Consider the following 15664-nt stretch of genomic DNA (forward strand, 5'->3'; position numbering starts at 1 on the left):
TTACGGGCATCGGCCAGGGTCGCCCCGCCGTCAACCATGCGGGGTGACAGAACCGGACGGGGGCACCGGCCCGGGACGCGGCGGCGATTGACAGCCGGGTCGGGCGGGAAATCATCCTCCGTCGGAGCGAACGCCACGCGCCACAACGATTTCGCGCCCGACCAGAAGGCACAACGATGACGGAGTCCCATCCGCGCCCCGCACGGTCCGGCGCCGCCGGCCGTCACCCGTTCGAGAGCGACCTCGACCGGACTCCGGCCAATCACGTCCCCCTGACCCCGGTGAGCCTCCTGGCGCGCGCCGCGGCGGCGGCGGGCGGGCGGATTGCGGTGATCGACGGGGCCCGGCGCCTGACCTATGCCGAACTCTACGCGCGCTGCCGCCGCCTGGCCTCGGGCCTGGCCGGGCACGGGATCGGGCGCCTCGACACCGTGGCGATCCTCGCCCCGAACGTCCCCGAGATGATCGAGGCCCATTTCGCCGTGCCGATGCTCGGCGCCGTGCTGAACCCGCTGAACACCCGCCTCGATCCGGCGACGATCGCCTTCTCGCTGGCCCATGGCGGCGCCCGCGTGCTGATCGTCGAGGCCGACTGCGCCCCGCTGGCCGCCCAGGCCCTGAGCGCCTGTCCCGAGCCGATCCTGGTGGTGGCGATCGGCGAGACCGGCATACCCGGTGCGATCCCCTACGAAGCGCTGCTTGCGGCCGGCGATCCGGACCACGCCTGGACCGGACCCGCCGACGAGTGGCAGTCCCTCTGCCTGCTCTACACCTCCGGCACGACCGGAGATCCGAAGGGCGCGGTCTACAGCCACCGCGGCGCCTATCTTCAGGCGCTCGGCAACGCCGTCACCTTCGGGCTAACCGCCGACAGCGTCTATCTCTGGACGCTGCCGATGTTCCATTGCAGCGGCTGGTCCTATCCCTGGGCCAGCGTCGCCGCCTGCGCGACCCAGATCTGCCTGCGCAAGGTCGAGCCGGCCGCGATCTTCCGCCTGATCGCTGAACACGGGGTGACGCATCTCTGCGGCGCCCCGATCGTGCTCTCGATGATCGCGCACGCCCCGGCCGCGGACCGGCGCGCCTTCCCGCAGCGGGTCCGGTGCGCGGTCGGCGGGGCGGCGCCCTCCTCGACGATCATCCGCACCATGGAGGAACTGGGCTTCGAGGTGCTGCATCTCTACGGCGCGACCGAGAGCTACGGACCGGCGGCCGTCTGCCTGGCGCAGCCGGACTGGGCGGACCTGTCCGAGGACGACCGCTACGCCCGCATGGCGCGCCAGGGCGTGCCGCTCGCAACCCTCGAAGACGTGACCGTCGTCGACCCGGCCACGGACCGGCCGGTGCAGCGGGACGGAACGGCGGTGGGCGAGATCTGTCTGCGCGGCAACACCATCATGAAGGGCTATCTCGGCAATCCCGATGCCACCGCGCAGGCGCTCGCGGGCGGGTGGTACCGGACCGGCGATCTCGCGGTCTGGCATCCGGACGGATCCGTGGAGATCAAGGACCGGGCGAAGGACATCATCATCTCCGGGGGCGAGAACATCTCCAGCCTGGAGGTGGAGGAGGTGCTGATGCGCCATCCCGCGGTGATGCTGGCGGCCGTGGTGGCACGGCCGGACCCGACCTGGGGCGAGAGCCCCTGCGCGTTCCTGGAGGTGAAGCCCGGCACGGAAGCGCCGAGCGCGCAGGACGTGATCGCCTTCTGCCGCGGGCGGATGGCGCGGTTCAAGGTGCCCAAGACCGTGGTTTTCGGTCCCCTGCCCAAGACCTCGACCGGGAAGATCCAGAAATTCGTTCTCCGGGACCGGGCGCGGGACTTTTGACCGGAGCCGCAACGTCGCCGCGTCGGACGCCGTCGATATCCCGCCTGCCGCTCGGCCGTACCGGGGTTGACATGAGCGCAGACCGCCGCTCCGCTACGGCCTCGACATGTCGGCCGGCCGAACCCAAAACCCGCCCGGCGCGACCCCCGCCCCCAGCCCGCAGGATCGATCCGCGACCGAACCGAGCCGGCCGGGTCCTGGATGAACCGCGCGGGAGCCGCGTCGAATGGATACGTTTCACCGACCCGGTTCGTGTTCGTCGCGGTGCAGATAACGGCGGCCGATCCTGTCAGAATACCGGTCCGCACGGCGCTAGAGGCATCGGCCGGAGGCCGCGACCCGACATGGATTTCACCATCTCCCCCCGCGTGGAGGATTACCGCGCCCGGATCGCGGCCTTCGTGGACACCCACATCCTGCCGCTGGAATCCGACCCCTCCGCCTATGACGGCCACGGCAATATCGGCCTGCCGGACCTCGCCCGGCTGCGCGGCCTGGCGCAGGCCGAGGGGCTCTGGTGCCTCCAGCTCCGGCCCGAGACCGGGGGCGCCGGCCTGGACAAGGTCGGCATGGCGGTCTGCTACGAGGCCATGAACCGCTCGATCTTCGGGCCGGTGGTGTTCAATTCGGCGGCGCCGGACGACGGCAACATGATGGTGCTGGAGAAGGTCGCCACGCCCGCCCAGAAAGAGCGCTGGCTCGCCCCGATCGTGCGCGGCGCCGTTCGCTCGGCCTTCGCCATGACCGAGCCGCATCCCGGCGGCGGCTCCGACCCGGGCATGATCCAGACCCGGGCCGAGCGGCGGGGCGACACCTACGTGGTCACCGGCCGCAAATGGTACATCACCGGCGCCGAGGAAGCGGCGCACTTCATCCTGATGGCCCGGACCTCGGACGACGCGCGCAAGGGCCTGACCGCCTTCCTGTTCCACCGGGACCAGCCCGGCTGGGAGATCCTGCGCCGCATCCCGATCATGGGCCCGGAGGAGCATGGCGGCCATTGTGAATTGCTCTTCGACGGGCTCGAGATCCCGGCCGAGAACGTTTTGATGAACGAGGGCGACGGGCTGAAGCTGACGCAGATCCGCCTGGGCCCGGCGCGGCTGACCCACTGCATGCGCTGGCTCGGCCTGTCGAAGCGCTGCGTCGAGGTTGCCCGGGCCTACGCCGCCGAGCGCCACGGGTTCGGGATCCGGCTCGCCGACCGCGAGAGCATCCAGCTAATGCTCGGCGACCTCGCCATGAAGATCGAGATCGGCCGCCTGCTGGTGATGAAGGCCGCCTGGGCCCTGGACCAGGGGAGCTTCGCCCGCAAGGAGGTCTCGATGGCCAAGGTGCACGTGGCCAACCTCCTGCACGCGGCCGCCGATGTCGCGATTCAGATCAACGGCGCCCGGGGCTATTCCACCGATACGCCGCTGGAATGGATCTACCGCTACGCCAGGCAGGCCCGGCTGGTGGACGGGGCTGACGAGGTCCACAAAATGGTGCTCAACCGCAGCCTGGAAGCCGAGGGCGATGCCTTTTGGAGCTGGGCGGTCGAGGCGTGAGCCAGAAAGCGAAACGATGACCGATGTCGTGATCACAGGCGCGGTGCGGACCGCGATCGGCACCTTCGGGGGTAGCCTCGCGGGCACGCCGCCCTCCGCGCTGGCGGCGCTCTGCGTGGCGGAGGCTTTGAAGCGGTCCGGTACGGCGCCGGAGACCGTCGGCCATGTGGTGTTCGGCAACGTCATCCCCACCGAGCCGCGGGACGCCTACATCGCCCGCGTCGCCGCCATCGAGGGCGGGGTACCGAAGGAAGTGCCGGCCCTCACCGTCAACCGCCTCTGCGGCAGCGGTCTGCAGGCGATCGTTTCGGCCGCGCAATCCATCCTGCTGGGCGACGCCGACACGGCCTTGGCCGGCGGCGCCGAGAGCATGAGCCGGTCGCCGCATCTCCTGACATCCGGCCGCACCGGCCAGCGGATGGGCGATGTCAGCCTCGTCGATTACATGGTCGGCGTGCTGAGCGACCCGTTCGGCCACGGCCATATGGGCGTCACCGCCGAGAACGTGGCCGAGCGCTACGCGGTCTCCCGGGGCGAGCAGGACGCCTTCGCCGCGGAGAGCCAGGCCCGGGCCGCCCGGGCGATCCGCGAGGGCCAGTTCCGCGAGCAGATCCTGCCGGTCCCGGTCCAACGCAAGCGCGAGACCGTGGCGTTTGACACCGACGAGCACCCGAAGCTCACCGGCGTCGAGGACCTCGCCAAGCTGCGCCCGGCCTTCTCCAAGACCGGCAGCGTCACCGCTGGCAACGCCTCGGGCCTGAACGATGGCGCCGCCGCCCTGGTCCTGTCGAGCGCCGCGCAGGCCGAGCGCACGGGAGCGACGCCGCTCGCCCGGATCGTCGGCTATGCCCATGCGGGGGTGGACCCGTCCGAGATGGGCATGGGCCCGGTTCCCGCGGTGCGGCGCCTGTTCGACCGGACCGGCCTGCGCGCCGCCGATTTCGACGTGATCGAGTCGAACGAGGCCTTCGCGGCCCAGGCCTGCGCGGTCGCCCGCGCCCTCGATCTCGACCCCGCCAAGGTCAATCCGAACGGCGGCGCCATCGCGCTGGGCCACCCGATCGGCGCCTCGGGCGCGATCATCACGGTGAAGGCCCTCTACGAGCTGGCCCGCACCGGCGGCCGATACGGACTCGTGACCATGTGCATTGGCGGCGGCCAGGGCATCGCCCTCGCCCTCGAACGGATGCACTGAGATGTCGGACCTGTTCGATCTCGCCGGCCGGCACGTCCTGGTCACCGGCGCCTCCAGCGGCCTCGGCCGCCATTTCGCCGGGACGCTCGCGCGCGCCGGGGCGCAGCTGACCCTCTGCGCCCGGCGGGCGGACGCCCTCGCCGAGACCGTCGCCCGCGTCGCGGCGGAGGGCGGCCAAGCCCACGCCGCCGTCATGGACGTGACCGACGCCGGCAGCATCGAGCGGGCGCTGGACGCCGCCGAGGCGCGGTTCGGCCCGGTCCGGGTGCTCGTCAACAATGCCGGAATCACCGCGACCAAGCCCGCCCTCGACCTCGACGAGGCCGATTGGGATGCCGTGCTCGACACGAACCTGAAGGGCGTCTGGCTGGTCGCGCAGGCGACGGGCCGGCGCATGGTTAAGCACGGCACCGGCGGCAGCATCGTCAACATCGCCTCGATCCTCGGCCTGCGCGTCACCGGCGGTCTCACGCCCTACGCGGCCTCGAAGGCCGGGGTGGTGCAGCTCACCAAGAGCCTGGCACTGGAATGGGCGCGCCACGGGATCCGGGTGAACGCCCTGGCGCCGGGCTACATCAAGACCGAGCTGAACGACGCGTTTTTCGAGTCCGACGCCGGGAAGGCGCTGATCAAACGCGTGCCACAGCGCCGGCTCGGCGAAGCCGCCGAGCTCGACGGCCCGCTCCTGCTCCTCGCCTCCGAAGCCGGCGCCTACATGACCGGCAGCGTCGTCGCGGTCGACGGCGGCCACCTCGTCTCGGGCCTGTAGCCGATGGATCAGGATCGGCTGCGCGTCTGGATCGCCGGGCATCTCGGCTGCCCGGACCTGGTGATCGAGGACATCCGCCCCCTCGGCGGCGGTTCGATCCAGGAGAACCGCCTGGTCCGCTGCCGGCTCGACGGCGGGACACGGGCCTTCGTGCTGCGCATGGACGCCCCCGCGACGATCGCGTCGAGCCGGTCCCGCGCCGAGGAGTTCCACATCCTGGAGGCGGTCTGGGCCGCCGGGGTGAAGGTTCCCGAGCCGGTCGGCGTCTGCGACGATCCCGGGGTGATCGGCGCACCCTTCGCGCTGATGGGACTGGTCGAGGGGATCGGGCTGGGGCCGCGCATCGCCAAGGAACTGACCCTGGGCGGCGACCGCGAAGCCCTCACCGAGACCCTGGGCGGGGAACTCGCCCGGATCCACGCGGCCCTCGACCCGCGGGCGCCCCCCGCCGCGCTGGCCTTCCTGGGCGTGCCCGAACCGGACCCGACACGGGCCGAGATCGCGCGGCTGCGGGCCAGCCTCGACGGGATCGGGGCCTCGAGGCCGGCGATCGAGTGGGGCCTGCGCTGGGGCGAAGTCCGCGCGCCGGACTGCGCCGCCCCGACCCTGGTGCACCGAGACTTCCGCACCGGCAACTACATGGTCGACGCCGCCGGGCTCACCGCGGTGCTGGACTGGGAATTCGCCGGCTGGGGCGATCCGGCCCAGGATCTGGGTTGGTTCTGCGCCGCCTGCTGGCGGTTCGGTCGCCCCGAGCTGGAGGCCGGCGGCATCGGATCCCGCGCGGCCTTCTACCGGGGCTATACGGAGGCCGGCGGGCGCGCCATCGATCCGGCGCGCGTCGCCTACTGGGAGGTGATGGCGCATCTGCGCTGGGCGGTGATTGCCCTGGAGCAGGGCGCGCGGCACGTCTCCGGCCGGGAATTCTCTCTGGAACTGGCGCTCACCGGCCGGATGGTGCCCGATCTCGAACGGGCGATCCTGCGGGCGACGGCCCCCGGGGCGTGGAGATGAGCATGCGGGACGATCCCTCCGGCGCCGCCCTCCTCGACGCCGCCCGCCGGGCGCTGACCGAGGAGGTGGTCCCCGGCCTGACCGGGCGCCCGCGCTACGTCGCCCTGATGGTGGCCAACGCGATCGGCATCGCCGCGCGCGAGATCGCCGAGGCCGACCGCCTGCACGCGACCGGCGAAAACGTCCTCTCCGGCGCGCCGGTCGAGGCCCTGGTCCGGGCGATCCGCGCCGGCGCGCGCGATGCCGATCCCGATCTCCACGCCGCCCTGAGCGCGGCCGCGGAGGTGGCGGCGCAGATCTGGAAGCCGCCCGCGCCGGGCGGTTGAGCGTCACCGGCGGCCGAACAAGCGCTCGATGTCGGAGAGTTTCAATTCGATCGAGGTCGGGCGGCCGTGGTTGCACTGGCCGGAATTCGGCGTCGCCTCCATGGCGCGCAGGAGCGCGTTCATCTCCTCGGGCCGCATGCGGCGGCCAGCGCGGACCGAGCCGTGGCAGCTCATCCGCGACAGGACCGCGTCGAGGCGGCGCCCCAGCGGGCCGCCCTCCGCGGCGGGGGCGCCCCCCTCCTCGTCGCCGCTCGCTGCGAGGGCGTCGAGGATGTCGGTCACGAGATCGCGCACCGAGGCGCCGACGAGCGCGGCCGGCACCTCGCGCACCAGCACGGCGCCGGGCCCGAACGCCTCGACGGCGAGGCCGAGCCGGTCGAGGTCGGGCGCGGCGGCGACCAGCCGGTCGGCCTCGTCCGGGCTCATCTCGACCACGTCGGGGATGAGCAGGCCCTGGCGGGCGATGCCGCCAGCGGCGCGCTCGGCCTTCATCCGCTCGTAGACGAGGCGCTCGTGGGCGGCGTGCTGATCGACGATCACGAGGCCGTCGCGGGTCTGGGCGAGGATGTAGGTCTCGTGGATCTGCGCCCGCGCCGCGCCGAGCGGATGGTCGAGCGCCTCGGCAGCCTCGGCGAGGGGGCGGACATCCGCCTGCGGCGGGGCCGCCGCGTCGGACCTCGATCCGGGCCGCTCGAACACGGCCTGGGCCGCCTCGCCGAAGCCACCCTCCCCCATCGGGTCGAAGGCCGCCGCGTCCGGAACCGGCGCCGGCCTCCAGGAATCCGACCGCCGGTAGCCCGGCGGCGCCGCCACCGAGGGTGCGCCGACCGCGAAGGGGCTCGGACGCGACGGCTGGAACAGGCTCGGCACGGCTGCGCCCGTATGGATCGCCAGGCCCGGACCGGCCGGGCGCAGGGCGTCGAGGGTCCGGGCCGCGCCGGTCGTGGCCGAGCGGACACCGCCGCGGCGCAGGGCGTCGTGGATCGCGCTTACCAAGAGGGCCCGCACGAGGCCCGGCTCGCGGAAGCGGACCTCGGTCTTGGCCGGGTGGACATTCACGTCGACATGCTCGGGATCGCACAGGATGGCGAGGCCGAGCACCGGGTGGCGATCGGACGCCAGGGTGTCGGCGTAGGCGCCGCGCACCGCCCCGAAGAGCAGCCGGTCGCGGACCGGGCGGCCGTTGACCGCGAGGTGGATGTGGTTGGCCGCTCCCCGGTGATAGGTCGGCAGGCCGACATGGCCGGTCACCGAAAAACCCTCCCGGGCCAGCGAGACCGGCAGGGCGTTGGCGGCGAAATCGGGCCCCAGCACGGCGGCGAGGCGGCGCAGCTCCGCCTCCGGCCCGGTCTCGGCCGGCAGCACCAGGGGCTGGCCGGCATCGGCCCGGAGGGTGAAGCGGATGCCGGGCTGCGTCACGGCGAGCCGCCGCAAACTCTCGGCGATGGCGGCGTTCTCGGCCCGGTCGGATTTCAGGAATTTCAGCCGGGCCGGGGTCGCGGCGAACAGCTCGGTCACCTCGATCCGCGTGCCGCGTTGCGCCGGCGCCGGGCGGACCGGACCCTTGAGGCCCGCCGCCACGGTCAGGCTCGCCCCCGCCTCGGCCTCCGGGGTCCGGGTGACGAGGGTCAGCCGCGACACCGCGCCGATCGACGGCAGCGCCTCGCCGCGGAAGCCCAGCGTGTCGATCGCCGTGAGATCGCCGCCGGGGAGCTTGGAGGTGGCGTGGCGCTCGACGGCGAGTTCGAGGTCGTCCGGGCTCATGCCGCGGCCGTCGTCGACCACCCGGATCAGCCGGCGGCCCCCCGCCTCCACGGTGACCTCGATGGCCCGGGCGCCGGCGTCGATGGCGTTCTCGACCAGCTCCTTCACGGCCGAGGCCGGGCGCTCCACCACCTCGCCCGCCGCGATGCGGTCGACGAGCACGGGGTCGAGGCGTCGGACAGAGGGTGCGGGGGTGGACATCGGCCGCGAGGATAGACCCTGGTGCATCGTCCCGGAAGGCGGCTGCCCACGTTCGACGCGTGGCAGCCCCGATCCGCGACGGCGGCGCTCAGGCGCGCCTTTGCGCCCCGCCCAGGGTGATGCGGCCCGTGCCGGCCCGCGTCCCGTGGCTCGGCGCCGCGTAGGGGCGCCGGGACAGGTCGTAGAGAGCGTTGCCGACGATGCCGGCCGCCCGGCGCAGGGTCGCCCCGTCGCAGGTCGCCGCCACCCGGACGCCGATCTCGTGCGTGTGGCTGCGGCCGTAGAGCCAGACCGCCAGACGGGCCCGGGTCGCCTCGGGGATACCGTCCAGGAGGGAGGCGGCGCCGTCCGGATCCGCCTTGATCAGGCGTCCGACCGTCTCAGGCGGGATCGGGCAATCGAGTGCCGGATCGTCGATGCTCAGGGAGCGGGCCTTCATGATGGCGAACCTGACAGCTTTGGAACTGCAGGTTGTGCCGTTCTTGGTTAATGAACCGTCACCACGGGCATCGTCAGAGCGGCCTGCGCGCGACCCGGGCAATCAGGCCGACGATCCCCTCCCGGAACAGCAGGACGCAGAGCACGAACACGCAGCCCTGGATGATCGTCACCCAGGCGCCGAACTGGGCGAGGTAGGTCTCCATGGTGACGATCACCAACGCGCCGACGATCGGCCCGAACACCGTGCCCATGCCGCCCACCAGGGTCATCAGCACCACCTCCCCCGACATCGACCAGTGGATGTCGGTCAGCGACGCGAGCTGGAAGACGATCGCCTTGGTGGAGCCCGCGAGCCCCGCCAGCGTCGCCGAGAGCACGAACACCGCGAGCTTGTACTGGCTGGCCCGATAACCCAGGGAGATCGCCCTCGGCTCGTTGTCGCGGATCGCCTTCAGCACCTGCCCGAAGGGCGAGTGGACGATGCGGTAGATCAGCAGCATCCCGGCCATGAAGATCACGCAGACGAGGCCGTACATCGCCCGGTCGTCCGCGAGGCTGATCATTCCGAACAGATTGCCCCGGGGCACCGCCTGGATGCCGTCCTCGCCGCCGGTGAACTTCGCCTGGAGCGCGAAGAAGAACGCCATCTGGGCGAGCGCCAGGGTGATCATCGAGAAGTAGATGCCCTGCCGCCGGATCGCCAGCGAACCGAAGACGAGCCCGAGCAGCGCCGCCGTGGCGGTGCCCGACAGGATCGCCAATTCCGGCGTGAAGCCGAGGCTCTTGGCCGTATAGGCGCAGAGATAGCTCGCCATGCCGAAATAGGCGGCGTGGCCGAAGGAGAGCAGGCCGCCGTAGCCAAGCAGCAGGTTGAAGGCCAGCGCGAACAGCGCGAAGCACAGCACCTTCATCAGGTAGACCGGATACAGCAGCATCGGCGCCGCGATCAGCAGCAGGGCGATGCCCACGAAGATCAGGCGATGGAGCGCCTTGTCGTCCCGGCGCACCGGCAGCGCGGCGGCGATCGGGGGGGCGTCGATGGCGGCGGTGTCGGCCATGGGTGGAGCCTCGGTTCGCGGTCAGGCCGTGCGCCCGAACAGGCCGGCGGGTTTGACGAGCAGCACCAGCACCATGATCACGAAGATCACGGTGGCCGACGCCTCCGGATAGAATACCTTGGTCAGCCCCTCGACCAGACCGAGGGCGAAGCCGGTGATCACCGAGCCGATGATCGAGCCCATGCCGCCGATCACCACCACGGCGAAGACCACGATGATGATGTCGGCGCCCATGTTCGGATTGACCGAGTAGATCGGTGCCGCGAGCACCCCGGCGAAACCGGCAAGGGCGACGCCAAACCCGTAGGTCAGGGTCAGGAACAGCGGCACGTTCACCCCGAAGGCCTGGACCAGGGTCGGGTTCTCGGTGGCGGCGCGGAGATAGGCGCCGAGCTTGGTCTTCTCGATGACGAGCCAAGTGGCGATGCAGACGGTGAGCGAGGCGACGACCACCCAGGCCCGGTAGTTCGGCAGGAACATGAACGGCAGGCGCTGGCCGCCCGAGAGTTCGGGCGGGATCGCGTAGGGGAGGCCCGAGACGCCGTACTGGTTGCGGAACAGGCCCTGGATGATCAGCGCGAGGCCGAAGGTCAGGAGCAGGCCGTAGAGGTGGTCGAGCTTGTAGAGCCGGGCGATCAGCACGCGCTCCAGAACGATGCCGAAGGCACCCACCACCAGGGGCGCCAACCCCAGCGCCCACCAGTAGCCCAAGCCCACGTAGGTGAGCAGCATCCAGGCCACGAACGCGCCCATCATGTAGAGCGCGCCGTGGGCGAAGTTGATGATGTTCAGGAGCCCGAAGATGATCGCCAGCCCCAGCGACAGGATCGCGTAGAACGAGCCGTTGATCAGGCCGAGGAGCAATTGCCCGAACAGGGCCTGCATCGGAACGCCGAAGATCGTCGTCATGGGCTCCCCTCCGCGCCGCGACCGTGCCTCAACCCTTCACGAGGGGGCAGTTGCCCTCGTTGAGCGGACGGAAGACCTGATCGCCGGGGATGGTCTCGAGCGTCTTGTAGAGGTCCCACTCGCCCTTGGACTCGGCGGGCTTCTTGACCTCGAACAGGTACATGTCGTGGATCTTGCGCCCGTCCGCCCGGACGACGCCCTTGCCGAACAGCGGATCGTCGGTGGGCATCGCCTTCATCTTGGCGACCGTGGCGGCGCCGTCGGCGGTCGACTTCAGCTCGGCCACCGCCTTCAAGTAATGGAGCACGTCCGAGTAGACGCCGGCATGGTTGGCGGTGGGCTTCGAGCCGCCCTTCATCTGCTTGGCGAAGCGGTCGGAGAAGGCGCGGGTCCGGTCGTTGAGGTCCCAGTAGAACGGCTCGGTGAGCACCAGCCCCTGCGCGACCTTGGTGCCGAGCGAGTGCACGTCGGAGGAGAACACCAGGAGGCCGGCCAGAGCCTGCCCGCCCTCGGTGATGCCGAACTCGCCGGCCTGCTTGATCGAGTTGATCGTGTCGGTGCCGGCATTGGCCAAGCCGATCACCTTGGCGCCTGAGCCCTGGGCCTGGAGCAGGAACGACGAGAAATCCGAGGTCGGGAACGGCGTCTTCACCGAGCCGACGACCTTGCCGCCACTTTTCGTGACCACCGCGCTGGTGTCGCGCTGGAGCGTCTGGCCGAAGACGTAGTCGGCGGTGAGGAAGAACCACGTGCTGCCGCCGCGCTTGACCATGGCGCCGCCGGTGCCGTTGGCGAGCGCCACCGTGTCGTAGACCCAGTGGATCGTGTTCGGCGTGCATTGCGGGCCGGTTAGGTCGGCGGTGCCGGCGCCGGTGTCGATGAAGACCTTGTTCTTCTCCTTGGTGACCTGGCTGATCGCCAGCGCCACCGAGGAGGTCACCCCGTCGGTGATCATGTCGACGCCGTCGCGGTCGTACCATTGCCGGGCGATGCCCGCGCCGACATCCGGCTTGTTCTGGTGGTCGGCCGAGACGATCTCGACCTTGAGCCCGTGCTGCTCCGGCTTGAAGTCCTCGACGGCGAGCTTCGCCGCCACGACCGAGCCCTCGCCGCTGATGTCCGAATAGGCGCCCGAGCGGTCGCCGAGGATGCCGATCTTCACCGGCGTCTGGGCGGCGGCGCTCCCCAACGTCAGGGCACCGGCGAGGGCGGCGAGGCTCACGGGCCGGGCGATACGTCCGAACATGGCGTTCTCATCCTCCTGCGGCGCGGCACGCTTCTGTGTCGGCCGTGTATTCGGAGCGCCGCAGGCCGGCGCCTCCACGGTTTTGCTTGCAGGCTTCAGACGCCCAGATAGGCGTGAAGCTTGTCGATATTGGCGTCAAGTTCGGCATTGGGGATCATGTCGATGACCCGGCCCTGCTCGATCACGAAATGACGGTCCGCCAGGGTCTGAGCGAACCGGAAGTTCTGCTCCACCAGCACGATCGTGTAGCCCTGGGCTTTCAAATGCTGGATGGTCCGGCCGATCTGCTGGATGATGACCGGCGCGAGACCCTCCGTGGGCTCGTCCAGCAGGATCAGCTTGGCGCCGGTGCGCAGGATGCGCCCGATCGCCAGCATCTGCTGCTCGCCGCCGGACAGCTTCGTGCCCTGGCTGCCGGCGCGCTCCTTCAGGTTCGGGAACAGGGTGTGGATCTCGGCCACCGTCATGCCGCCCGGCTTCACCCGGGGCGGCAGCATCAGGTTCTCGTGGACCGTGAGGCTCGCGAAGATGCCGCGCTCCTCCGGGACGTAGCCGAGGCCGAGCCGGGCGATGTTGCGGGACGCCATCCGGATGGTCTCGACGCCGTCATAGACGATCGAGCCCGCGCGCTTGCCGAGGATTCCGATGATCGCCCGGAGCGTCGTGGTCTTGCCGGCGCCGTTGCGGCCGAGCAGCGTGATCACCTCGCCCACCCGGACGTCGAGATCGATGCCGTGGAGCACGTGGCTCTCGCCGTACCAGCCCTCCAGCCCGCGGACGGTGAGGAGGGTGTCCGTCGCCGCGGCCGGCGCGGGTGTCTTCAGCGCCGTCTTAGGCATGTCCCGCCCCGATATAGGCTTCGATCACGCGCGGATCCTTCGACACAGTGGCGTAATCGCCCTCGGCCAGAACCTGGCCGCGGGCCAGGACGGTGATCCGGTCCGACAGGGACGCCACCACCGACAGGTTGTGTTCCACCATCAGGATGGTCCGGTCCTTGGAGACCCGGCGGATCAGCTGGGCCGTCCGGTCCACGTCCTCGTGGCCCATGCCGGCCATGGGCTCGTCGAGGAGCAGCATCTCCGGATCGAGGGCGAGCGTCGTGGCGATCTCCAGGGCCCGCTTGCGGCCGTAGGAGAGTTCCACCGCCAGCACGTCGGCGAAGTCCGAGAGGCCCACGGCCTCGACCAGGGCCAGCGCCTCGCCGTCGAGCGCCCGCAGCACCTTCTCCGGCCGCCAGAAGTCGAAGGAATCGCCGCGCCGGCGGCGCTGCAGGGCGATGCGGACATTCTCCGTCACGGTCAGGTGGGGAAAGACCGCCGAGATCTGGAACGAGCGGACGAGGCCGAGCCGGGCGACATCGGCGGCCTTCATGCCGGTGATGTCGCGGTCCTTGTAGCGGATCGTGCCGGCGGTCGGGATGAGGAACTTGGTCAGCAGGTTGAAGCACGTGGTCTTGCCGGCCCCATTCGGCCCGATGAGCGCGTGAATCGTCCCGCGCTCGACCTGCAGCGCGACGCCGTTGACGGCCCGGAACCCGCGGAATTCCATCGTCAGGCCATCGGTCGCCAGGATCACGTCCCGTGCCAAGCGCTTCCCTCCCGATTTTCGATTCTTGCCGCCATATCGCCGAACCGCCCGGCTTCCGTCCATCGCAAACGCTCGGCGCGACGGGACAATCCCCGGCCGGTGATATCCGTTCTTCACCGCCGGCCTCCGGATCCGCCCGCGCTTGACCGCCCATAGGCTTCGACTTAACTCAGACAAATTCGCCGCCGGGGGGAAGCATGGTCGATCGCGCGGCCTATATCGCCGTTGATTGGGGCACGACCAACCGGCGCGCCTACGCGATGGCGTCCGACGGCGCGGTGATCGCGTCGGCGCAGGATGACCGCGGTGTCCTCGCCCTCGGCCCGGAGGATTATCCGGCCGAGATCGCCGCCCTGCGCGCGCGCTTCGGCGCCGGGCCGGTCATCGCGGCCGGGATGGTGGGGTCGAGCCGGGGCTGGTGCGAGGCCCCCTATGTCGATGCCCCCGCCACCCTGGAGCGCCTCGCCGACGCCTGCCGGGACGTCGCGCCGGGCGTGCGCATCGTGCCCGGCGTTGCCCTGCGGGACGGCCGGAGGCCCGACGTGATGCGCGGCGAGGAGATCCAGGTTCTCGGGGCGATCCGAGTGGGTGGGGCGCCGCCGACGGCGCTGTTCTGCCAGCCCGGCACGCACAACAAATGGGTCGAGACCGTCGACGGCGCGATCACGACCTTCACCACGGTGATGACCGGCGAGTTCTTCGCGCTGCTTCGGTCCCACGGCATCATGGCGGGCCTTCTCGACGGGGTGGTCTCGGACGGCGCCCCGTTCCGGCGCGGGCTGCGTCGCGGGATCGCGTCCTCCAACCTCGCCGCAACCCTGTTCGAGGTCCGGGCCGGCCTACTCCTCGACCGGCTTCCCCGGTCCGAGGCCGCCGCCTACGCCAGCGGCGTGCTGATCGGGGCGGATGTGGCGACCCGGGACGATCTGGGGCGCCGTCCCGTCCATCTGCTGGGCGGCGGTCGCTTGAGCGCCCTCTACGCGGTCGCGGTGACCGAGATGGGCGGGACCCCCGTCATCGTGCCGGAGGGTTCGATCACGGCCGGCATCCACGCCATCTGGAGCCTGAGCGCATGACCATCCTCAACCGATTCGAGGCGGCCTTCGCGGCCTGCCCGCTGGTGGCGATCCTGCGCGGGCTGACGCCCGGGGAGGCGCCGGCGGTGGGCGAGGCCCTCGTGGGGGCCGGGTTCACCCTGATCGAGGTGCCGCTCAACTCCCCGGATCCCCTGCGCAGCATCGCGATCCTCGCCGAGCGCCTCTCCGGGCGCGCCCTCGTGGGGGCCGGCACCGTGCTGGACCCGGCGCAGGTCGCGGCAATCGGCGCCGCGGGCGGGAGCCTCGTGGTCTCGCCCAACACGGATGCAACCGTGATCGGCGCGACCCGCGCCCTCGGGCTCGTCTCCCTGCCCGGCTACCAGACGCCCACCGAAGCCTTCGCGGCGCTTGCCGCCGGCGCGACCGCGCTCAAGCTGTTCCCGGCGGACGTCGCCTCGCCGGCAGCGCTGAGGGCGCACCGGGCCGTGCTTCCCTCCGGGACGCGGGTGCTCGCCGTCGGCGGCGTCACGCCGGACGGGATCGCCGGCTGGCGCGCAGCCAGCGCCGACGGCTTCGGTCTCGGCTCGAATCTCTATCGCCCCGGCAAGGATGCGGCCGATATCGCGCGCGACGCGGCGGCCTTCGTGGATGCCCTGCGGAGGGCCGGGTAGCGGCGTTTCCATCCGCGGAGCAGCTATACGCCCTCAGGACGCTGGGCGCGCACCGTGACCGTTT

15 protein-coding genes are annotated in these 15664 nt (G+C 71.1%); 8 read left to right on the forward strand and 7 right to left on the reverse strand.

The genetic code is table 11. The annotated features are described in order from the left end of the window. Window positions 1-176 precede the first annotated feature (176 nt). The 6 genes from AC3IF1_RS26415 (at window position 177) to AC3IF1_RS26440 (ending at window position 6683) form a co-directional block, all read left to right on the forward strand. Window positions 177-1829 carry an AMP-binding protein gene (locus AC3IF1_RS26415; protein ID WP_489220002.1) on the forward strand — a complete coding sequence of 551 codons (1653 nt, stop codon included), beginning with the start codon at window positions 177-179 and terminating at the stop codon, window positions 1827-1829. Between the two features lie 344 nt (window positions 1830-2173). Next, window positions 2174-3379, forward strand: coding sequence for an acyl-CoA dehydrogenase family protein (locus AC3IF1_RS26420; RefSeq protein ID WP_489220003.1), 1206 nt, complete (start codon window positions 2174-2176; stop codon window positions 3377-3379). 16 nt (window positions 3380-3395) lie between these two features. Continuing rightward, window positions 3396-4574 (forward strand): beta-ketothiolase BktB, encoded by a 1179-nt coding sequence (bktB, locus tag AC3IF1_RS26425; RefSeq protein WP_489220004.1) that lies wholly within the window; start codon window positions 3396-3398, stop codon window positions 4572-4574. Window position 4575: 1 nt separating this feature from the next. Next, the gene (locus tag AC3IF1_RS26430) at window positions 4576-5343 is read left to right on the forward strand and encodes an SDR family NAD(P)-dependent oxidoreductase (protein WP_489220005.1); all 768 of its coding nucleotides are present in this window, start codon (window positions 4576-4578) and stop codon (window positions 5341-5343) included. Window positions 5344-5346: 3 nt separating this feature from the next. Then, entirely contained in the window at window positions 5347-6357 is a 1011-nt protein-coding gene (locus AC3IF1_RS26435; RefSeq protein ID WP_489220006.1) for a phosphotransferase family protein, read from the forward strand. A 2-nt stretch (window positions 6358-6359) separates the two neighbouring features. Continuing rightward, window positions 6360-6683 carry a DUF6285 domain-containing protein gene (locus tag AC3IF1_RS26440; RefSeq protein WP_489220007.1) on the forward strand — a complete coding sequence of 108 codons (324 nt, stop codon included), beginning with the start codon at window positions 6360-6362 and terminating at the stop codon, window positions 6681-6683. A gap of 3 nt (window positions 6684-6686) precedes the next feature. Here AC3IF1_RS26440 and mutL read toward each other — a convergent pair whose 3' ends face one another. The 7 genes from mutL to AC3IF1_RS26475 all read right to left on the reverse strand — a co-directional run bounded on the left by mutL (window position 6687) and on the right by AC3IF1_RS26475 (window position 13892). Then, window positions 6687-8648 carry a DNA mismatch repair endonuclease MutL gene (gene mutL / locus AC3IF1_RS26445; protein ID WP_489220008.1) on the reverse strand — a complete coding sequence of 654 codons (1962 nt, stop codon included), beginning with the start codon at window positions 8646-8648 and terminating at the stop codon, window positions 6687-6689. An 88-nt stretch (window positions 8649-8736) separates the two neighbouring features. Next, entirely contained in the window at window positions 8737-9087 is a 351-nt protein-coding gene (locus AC3IF1_RS26450) for a hypothetical protein (RefSeq protein WP_243965498.1), read from the reverse strand. 73 nt (window positions 9088-9160) lie between these two features. Beyond that, the gene (locus AC3IF1_RS26455; RefSeq protein WP_489220009.1) at window positions 9161-10147 is read right to left on the reverse strand and encodes a branched-chain amino acid ABC transporter permease; all 987 of its coding nucleotides are present in this window, start codon (window positions 10145-10147) and stop codon (window positions 9161-9163) included. 21 nt (window positions 10148-10168) lie between these two features. Beyond that, entirely contained in the window at window positions 10169-11056 is an 888-nt protein-coding gene (locus AC3IF1_RS26460; RefSeq protein WP_243965487.1) for a branched-chain amino acid ABC transporter permease, read from the reverse strand. Between the two features lie 28 nt (window positions 11057-11084). Next, window positions 11085-12302 (reverse strand): ABC transporter substrate-binding protein, encoded by a 1218-nt coding sequence (locus AC3IF1_RS26465; RefSeq protein WP_489220010.1) that lies wholly within the window; start codon window positions 12300-12302, stop codon window positions 11085-11087. Window positions 12303-12397: 95 nt separating this feature from the next. Continuing rightward, window positions 12398-13141 carry an ABC transporter ATP-binding protein gene (locus tag AC3IF1_RS26470; RefSeq protein ID WP_489220011.1) on the reverse strand — a complete coding sequence of 248 codons (744 nt, stop codon included), beginning with the start codon at window positions 13139-13141 and terminating at the stop codon, window positions 12398-12400. Next, entirely contained in the window at window positions 13134-13892 is a 759-nt protein-coding gene (locus tag AC3IF1_RS26475; protein WP_243965048.1) for an ABC transporter ATP-binding protein, read from the reverse strand. Before AC3IF1_RS26475 ends, AC3IF1_RS26470 begins: the two co-directional genes overlap by 8 nt. Window positions 13893-14089: 197 nt before the next feature. On the opposite strand from AC3IF1_RS26475, the gene AC3IF1_RS26480 reads away from it, so the two are divergent. Further along, window positions 14090-14968, forward strand: a complete 879-nt coding sequence (locus AC3IF1_RS26480; RefSeq protein ID WP_489220012.1) for a 2-dehydro-3-deoxygalactonokinase — start codon at window positions 14090-14092, stop codon at window positions 14966-14968. Next, window positions 14965-15600, forward strand: a complete 636-nt coding sequence (locus tag AC3IF1_RS26485) for a 2-dehydro-3-deoxy-6-phosphogalactonate aldolase (RefSeq protein WP_489220013.1) — start codon at window positions 14965-14967, stop codon at window positions 15598-15600. The genes AC3IF1_RS26480 and AC3IF1_RS26485 overlap by 4 nt, the downstream gene beginning before the upstream one ends. The last annotated feature ends 64 nt before the right edge of the window (window positions 15601-15664 follow it).

Source organism: Methylobacterium sp. E-012, from assembly GCF_057836545.1.

What these genes read in the sequence shown, in the direction of transcription:
- AC3IF1_RS26455 (WP_489220009.1), bottom strand. Translation starts at nt 10,147, where the DNA reads ATGGCCGACACCGCCGCCATCGACGCCCCCCCGATCGCCGCCGCGCTG.
- bktB (WP_489220004.1), top strand. Translation starts at nt 3,396, where the DNA reads ATGACCGATGTCGTGATCACAGGCGCGGTGCGGACCGCGATCGGCACC.
- AC3IF1_RS26470 (WP_489220011.1), bottom strand. Translation starts at nt 13,141, where the DNA reads ATGCCTAAGACGGCGCTGAAGACACCCGCGCCGGCCGCGGCGACGGAC.
- AC3IF1_RS26440 (WP_489220007.1), top strand. Translation starts at nt 6,360, where the DNA reads ATGCGGGACGATCCCTCCGGCGCCGCCCTCCTCGACGCCGCCCGCCGG.
- AC3IF1_RS26485 (WP_489220013.1), top strand. Translation starts at nt 14,965, where the DNA reads ATGACCATCCTCAACCGATTCGAGGCGGCCTTCGCGGCCTGCCCGCTG.
- AC3IF1_RS26415 (WP_489220002.1), top strand. Translation starts at nt 177, where the DNA reads ATGACGGAGTCCCATCCGCGCCCCGCACGGTCCGGCGCCGCCGGCCGT.
- AC3IF1_RS26480 (WP_489220012.1), top strand. Translation starts at nt 14,090, where the DNA reads ATGGTCGATCGCGCGGCCTATATCGCCGTTGATTGGGGCACGACCAAC.
- AC3IF1_RS26420 (WP_489220003.1), top strand. Translation starts at nt 2,174, where the DNA reads ATGGATTTCACCATCTCCCCCCGCGTGGAGGATTACCGCGCCCGGATC.
- AC3IF1_RS26465 (WP_489220010.1), bottom strand. Translation starts at nt 12,302, where the DNA reads ATGTTCGGACGTATCGCCCGGCCCGTGAGCCTCGCCGCCCTCGCCGGT.
- AC3IF1_RS26435 (WP_489220006.1), top strand. Translation starts at nt 5,347, where the DNA reads ATGGATCAGGATCGGCTGCGCGTCTGGATCGCCGGGCATCTCGGCTGC.
- mutL (WP_489220008.1), bottom strand. Translation starts at nt 8,648, where the DNA reads ATGTCCACCCCCGCACCCTCTGTCCGACGCCTCGACCCCGTGCTCGTC.
- AC3IF1_RS26460 (WP_243965487.1), bottom strand. Translation starts at nt 11,056, where the DNA reads ATGACGACGATCTTCGGCGTTCCGATGCAGGCCCTGTTCGGGCAATTG.
- AC3IF1_RS26450 (WP_243965498.1), bottom strand. Translation starts at nt 9,087, where the DNA reads ATGAAGGCCCGCTCCCTGAGCATCGACGATCCGGCACTCGATTGCCCG.
- AC3IF1_RS26430 (WP_489220005.1), top strand. Translation starts at nt 4,576, where the DNA reads ATGTCGGACCTGTTCGATCTCGCCGGCCGGCACGTCCTGGTCACCGGC.